This is a genomic window from Pseudoalteromonas sp. AOP7-A1-14, assembly GCF_052376275.1.
Lineage (GTDB): Bacteria > Pseudomonadota > Gammaproteobacteria > Enterobacterales > Alteromonadaceae > Pseudoalteromonas.
Window position 1 is genome coordinate 21,636 of the sequence record NZ_JBQSVO010000039.1, and the last position, 6,308, is coordinate 27,943.

The 6,308-nt window shown below is 42.6% G+C and carries 4 protein-coding genes; 3 read left to right on the forward strand and 1 reads right to left on the reverse strand.

Annotated features, from left to right (window positions below):
* Nucleotides 1-14 precede the first annotated feature (14 nt).
* From prpC to prpF, 3 genes are all read left to right on the forward strand, one after another.
* Nucleotides 15-1,139, forward strand: a complete 1,125-nt coding sequence (gene prpC, locus ACT3RM_RS08145) for a bifunctional 2-methylcitrate synthase/citrate synthase (protein WP_441994819.1) — start codon at nt 15-17, stop codon at nt 1,137-1,139.
* 195 nt (nt 1,140-1,334) lie between these two features.
* Nucleotides 1,335-3,938 (forward strand): Fe/S-dependent 2-methylisocitrate dehydratase AcnD, encoded by a 2,604-nt coding sequence (gene acnD / locus ACT3RM_RS08150; RefSeq protein ID WP_441994790.1) that lies wholly within the window; start codon nt 1,335-1,337, stop codon nt 3,936-3,938.
* 2 nt (nt 3,939-3,940) lie between these two features.
* Nucleotides 3,941-5,131 (forward strand): 2-methylaconitate cis-trans isomerase PrpF, encoded by a 1,191-nt coding sequence (gene prpF, locus ACT3RM_RS08155; RefSeq protein WP_441994789.1) that lies wholly within the window; start codon nt 3,941-3,943, stop codon nt 5,129-5,131.
* Between the two features lie 88 nt (nt 5,132-5,219).
* Here the strand turns inward: prpF and moeA are convergent.
* Nucleotides 5,220-6,308, reverse strand: a 1,089-nt coding sequence (moeA, locus tag ACT3RM_RS08160) for a molybdopterin molybdotransferase MoeA (protein ID WP_444511356.1), incomplete at its 5' end; no start/stop codon positions are given.

Consider the following 6,308-nt stretch of genomic DNA (forward strand, 5'->3'; position numbering starts at 1 on the left):
ATAGGAGTAAAATGATGAGTGATAAAGCATTAGCCGGAGCAGGTTTACGTGGTCAAGTCGCTGGGCAAACAGCACTGTGTACAGTAGGACAAAGCGGTTCTGGTTTAACTTACTGTGGTTATGATATTAGTGAACTTGCTGATAAAGCACAGTTTGAAGAAGTGTCATTTTTACTCTCTCGTGGTGAGTTACCGACCAGTAAAGAGCTGGCTGACTACAAAGCTAAACTAAAAAGCTTACGTGGTTTACCTGCACCGCTTAAAACTGTACTTGAAAACATTCCAAAAGATGCGCATCCGATGGATGTCATGCGCACAGGTTGTTCTATGTTAGGCAATCTTGAAATGGAAAATGATTTTAGTGAGGCCAACGATGCCGTTGATCGTCTGGTCGCATTATTTCCAAGTATTATTTGTTACTGGTACCGTTTTACACATGATGGGGTACGAATTGAAACACAGACTGACGATGATTCAGTCGGTGCGCATTTTTTAACACTTCTACATGACAAAGCACCTTCAGAGTTATTTGCAAAGGTAATGAATGTATCGCTAATTTTATACGCAGAGCATGAATTTAATGCCTCGACCTTCACGGGGCGTGTATGTGCGTCAACCTTATCTGATATTCATTCTTGTGTGACGGGTGCAATTGGTACGCTGCGGGGTCCATTACATGGCGGTGCTAATGAAGCGGCTATGGACATGATCCAAGGTTTTAATAGTGTAGAGCACGCTGAACAAGAAATTATGGGTATGCTTGAGCGTAAAGACAAGATTATGGGTTTTGGACATGCTATTTATCGTGAATCTGATCCACGTAATGTAATCATTAAAAAGTGGTCTGAAAAACTGGCTGAGCAAGTGGGTGATGACGTTCTTTATCCTGTGTCAGTGCGCTGTGAAGAAATAATGTGGCGTGAGAAAAAGTTATTTTGTAATGCTGATTTCTTCCATGCATCGGCTTATCACTTTATGGATATTCCAACCAAGTTATTTACGCCTATTTTTGTAATGAGTCGCGTAACTGGCTGGACGGCGCATGTTAAAGAACAACGTGTTAATAACCGTATAATTCGCCCAAGTGCCGAATACACAGGGCCAGATGCGCGCAGTTATACACCCATTGAATCAAGATAAGTTATGTAGATAAGGTGAGCAGAACGTTCACCTTTTATTGCTTTATTTAATAAAAGTACCTGCAAACTTAAAGGCCTTCTTGATAAATACCAATTGCATAGAATTAGTGACCAGTTATAGCTATTTAGTCTGTTAGAAAGGTTGTGTTGTAATTAAATTGGTATTAAATCCGTCACCAAATTAGCGAGTTCCATAATGACCATCATAAACAACCTCGAATATAGAAAGCCCTTACCAAATAGCAATCTCGATTACTTTGATACCCAAGCCGCGGTTGATGCTATTAAACCAGGCGCTTATGCCACATTACCTTATACCTCACGTGTACTTGCCGAAAACTTAGTGCGTCGATGCGATCCTGCAATGCTCACTGATTCGCTAAAGCAACTTATAGAGCGTAAAAGAGATTTAGATTTTCCATGGTTTCCAGCTCGTGTTGTGTGCCATGATATTTTGGGTCAAACCGCACTTGTGGATTTAGCTGGGCTACGTGATGCTATCGCAGAAAAAGGTGGCGACCCTGCAAAAGTAAACCCTGTCGTGCCAACGCAGCTAATTGTTGATCACTCATTAGCGGTAGAGCACGCAGGGTTTGATCCTGATGCATTCGAGAAAAACCGCGCCATTGAAGATAGACGTAACGACGACCGCTTTCACTTTATAAACTGGACTAAAACGGCATTTAAAAATATTGATGTGATCCCACCAGGAAATGGCATTATGCATCAAATTAACCTTGAAAAAATGTCGCCTGTTATCCAAAGCCGTGATGGCATTGCTTTTCCAGATACATTAGTTGGTACCGACAGCCATACACCAATGGTTGATGCGCTTGGTGTAATTGCCCTGGGTGTAGGTGGTCTTGAGGCCGAAAGTGTTATGCTTGGGCGCGCTTCTTATTTACGTCTACCGGATATTATCGGGGTTGAACTTACGGGCAAACCGCAACCGGGTATTACTGCCACCGATATTGTATTAGCGATTACTGAATTTTTACGTAATCAAAAAGTGGTATCAAGTTACCTTGAATTTTATGGTGAAGGCGCTGATGCGCTCACGTTAGGTGATAGAGCAACCATTTCTAATATGACGCCAGAATTTGGTGCTTCTGCAGCAATGTTTTATATTGATGACAACACTCTCGATTACCTGCGCTTAACAGGGCGTGATGATGAGCAGGTGGCATTAGTTGAAAATTACGCTAAAACCACTGGACTTTGGAGTAGCAGCTTAAAAACCGCAGAGTATGAGCGCGAACTAACGTTTGATTTATCAAGTGTAGGCCGAAATATTGCCGGTCCTTCGAACCCACATCGTCGTGTAGCAACCAAAGATTTAGCGGTAACAGGTATATCAGGCAAAGTTGAAAATGAAGAAGGCTTAATGCCAGACGGCGCTTGTATTATTGCTGCAATCACTAGCTGTACCAATACCAGTAATCCACGGAATGTAATTGCTGCAGGACTTGTTGCACGTAACGCCAATGCCAAAGGTTTAAACCGCAAACCCTGGGTAAAGACATCATTAGCGCCGGGCTCTAAAGCAGTGCAATCATACCTTGAAGAAGCCAACTTATTACCTGAACTTGAAAAGCTTGGCTTTGGTATTGTTGGTTTTGCTTGTACCACTTGTAACGGCATGAGCGGTGCGCTTGACCCTATTATTCAAAAAGAAGTGGTTGATCGTGACTTATATGCCACAGCGATACTTTCGGGAAATCGTAACTTTGATGGGCGTATTCACCCTTATGCTAAGCAGGCGTTTTTAGCCTCGCCACCCTTAGTTGTTGCGTATGCGATTGCGGGTACTATTCGCTTTGATATCGAAAAAGACGTATTAGGTACAGATTGTGATGGCAATGAAATTCGCTTAATGGATTTATGGCCATCAGATGAAGAAATAGACGCAGTTATTAAGCAAAGTGTAAAACCAGAGCACTTCAAAAAAGTGTACGAACCGATGTTTGACCTAACAGTTGACTATGGTGAAGACAACGACCCGCTATACGATTGGCGTCCAGAAAGTACCTATATTCGTCGTCCTCCTTATTGGGAAGGTGCATTGGCCAGTGAGCGTTCCATGACAGGAATGCGTGCATTAGCGGTACTTGGCGATAACATTACTACTGACCATTTATCGCCTTCAAACGCGATTATGGCAAGCAGTGCTGCGGGTGAGTATTTAATCAAAATGAACGTACCGGAAGAAGACTTTAACTCGTACGCGACCCACCGAGGCGATCATCTAACAGCACAGCGCGCCACGTTTGCTAACCCAAAGTTACTTAACGAAATGGTTATTGAAAACGGTGAGATTAAACAAGGTTCTTATGCACGTATTGAGCCTGAAGGCACCGTGACTCGTATGTGGGAAGCAATTGAAACTTATATGCAGCGCAAACAGTCATTGATTATTGTTGCCGGCGCTGATTATGGGCAAGGCTCATCACGAGACTGGGCAGCTAAAGGTGTACGTTTAGCCGGTGTTGAAGTGATAGCCGCTGAAGGGTTTGAACGTATTCATCGTACTAATTTAATTGGAATGGGTGTGTTGCCGCTTGAGTTTAAAGAAGGCACAACGCGTCAAACGTTAAAAATCGACGGCAGCGAAAGCTTTGATGTAAAAGGCGATCCAACACCTGGTGCAACACTTAAGCTAATAATTACTCGTAACAATGGCGAAGTAGTTGAGGTACCAATGACGTGCCGTATTGACACCGAAGAAGAGCTTTCAGTGTATGTTGCTGGTGGTGTATTACAACGTTTTGCACAAGACTTTTTAGAGTCTGAGGAAGCTTAGTAATGAAATCTGAAACACCATTATTCATGCCTCAATTAAAAATTCCCGCCACATACATGCGCGGTGGTACAAGCAAGGGGGTATTTTTTAAATTAACTGACTTACCTGAGGCTGCCCAATTGGCAGGCTCTGTACGTGATGATTTATTATTGCGAGTTATTGGCAGCCCCGATCCTTACGGAAAACAAACCGATGGTATGGGTGGGGCAACATCAAGTACGAGTAAAACGGTTATAATATCAAAAAGCACTCAAGCAGATCACGACGTTGATTATTTATTTGGTCAAGTCTCTATCGATAAGCCCTTTATTGATTGGAGTGGAAACTGCGGTAACTTAACCTCAGCAGTCGGTGCATTCGCCATTAATAATGGGTTGGTTGATAAAAACCGCTTACCTGAAAACGGCATAGCGATTGTACGTGTATGGCAAGCTAATATTAAAAAGAGCATTTTAGTGCATGTACCGGTGACTGACGGACAAGTACAAGAAATGGGCGACTTTGAGCTTGATGGCGTGACATTTCCAGCCGCGGAGGTAAAGCTTGAATTTATTAACCCTGCTGATGGTAATGGCGCGTTATTCCCAACGGGTAATGTGGTTGATGAGTTAGATGTGCCAGGTGTTGGCGCATTAAAAGCGACGATGATAAATGCTGGTATTGCGACCATTTTTGTTAATGCGGATGCAATTGACTATACCGGCATGGAGTTGCAAGATGCAATTAATAGTGATGTAACCGCACTTGAACGACTAGAGCTAATTCGTGCCCATGGTGCACTTAAAATGGGTTTGATCAGCCACATTGATGAAGCGCAAAAACGCCAGCACACACCCAAGCTCGCTTTTGTTGCTGCGCCTAAAGCTTATTTAGCATCAAGTGGTAAAGATATTCAGGCAACTGAAATTGATTTATTGGTTCGTGCTATGTCGATGGGTAAATTACATCATGCCATGATGGGCACCGCCGCTGTTGCAATAGGCACTGCTGCAGCAATTAACGGCACACTTGTAAATATAGCTGCTGGTGGCGGTAACCTTACAGAAATCAACTTTGGTCACCCATCAGGCACCTTAAAAGTCGGCGCACAAGCACAGAAAATTGACGGCAACTGGCAAGTAACTAAAGCAAGTATGAGTCGCAGTGCGCGTATTTTAATGGAAGGTTTTGTTAGAGTTAGAGTGCAGCAATAATTGAGTACTAACACTTCTAAGTACTAGTATCTAAAGTTGGAAGGTTGTCAGCGACTAAAAACATAAAAGTTTGGTCGCCGATAATCTTTTAAAACATTTCAATTTCTACTTGGCTTCCTTCTGGTACAGGGCCTGAATCTGCACTAAGGACGATAAAACAGTTTGCTTTACTCATCGATGTTAATATACCTGAGCCTTGATATGGTAGGGCACTTACTGTGTAATGACCTTCGCTGTTAATACTTGCAATGGCTCTTTGAAAGTCGGTACGACCTGGGCGCTTTTTGATGGCTGTGGTTGTCACAGCTGTAAGCTTATTAGCTTTTTCAGAATTTAACTCCCCAAGACTTGATTTGCCAGACAAGCTTTCAAGAGCAGGGCTTACCAGCTTCATAAAGGTAACAATTGCTGATACAGGATTTCCTGGCAAACCAAAAAAATAGCTGTTTGCAAGTTTACCAAAGGCAAAGGGTTTACCGGGTTTCATCGCGATTTTCCAAAATCCAATATCGCCAATTTCACTCAACACATCTTTGGTATAATCAGCATCACCAACAGATACGCCACCTGAGCTTATCACTACATCAGCCTTTGCATCAGCCGTTAAAAAAGCGTCTTTAATGGCTGCAGGCGTATCATTTATTATTCCTAAATCAATCACCTCGAACGCGCATTTTTGAAGCAATGAAATAAGCACAGGGCGATTGCTTTCGTAAATTGCGCCTGTTTTTAAAGGCTCACCTGGAAGCGTTAACTCATCACCGGTTGAAAATACAGCTACTTTAAGGCGCTTATAAACACAGACCTCATTAATACCAAGGGATGCAAGTAAACCTAAGTCAACGGGTGTTAATTTATGACCTGCGGTCAATACAGTGTCACCTTTTGCTATGTCTTCACCGGCACAGCGAATATTATCGCCAACTTGAATTGTTTGGTTTATTGTAACTTTATCATCCATTTTAGTGGTGTTTTCTTGCATAATCACCACGTCGCAACCTTTAGGGATAGGCGCGCCTGTCATGATCCTAACGCATTCACCAGGATTCAATTGCGGTTCAAAATACTCACCAGCAAGCACGGTTCCTATTTGTTGATAAGTATCACATGATTGTTTATAACAAATTGCATAACCGTCCATTGCTGAATTATCATGGATAGGCACATTTATGTTTGC

Coding starts and splice junctions, on each gene's coding strand:
- prpC (WP_441994819.1), top strand. CDS start 15: ATGAGTGATAAAGCATTAGCCGGAGCAGGTTTACGTGGTCAAGTCGCT.
- acnD (WP_441994790.1), top strand. CDS start 1,335: ATGACCATCATAAACAACCTCGAATATAGAAAGCCCTTACCAAATAGC.
- prpF (WP_441994789.1), top strand. CDS start 3,941: ATGAAATCTGAAACACCATTATTCATGCCTCAATTAAAAATTCCCGCC.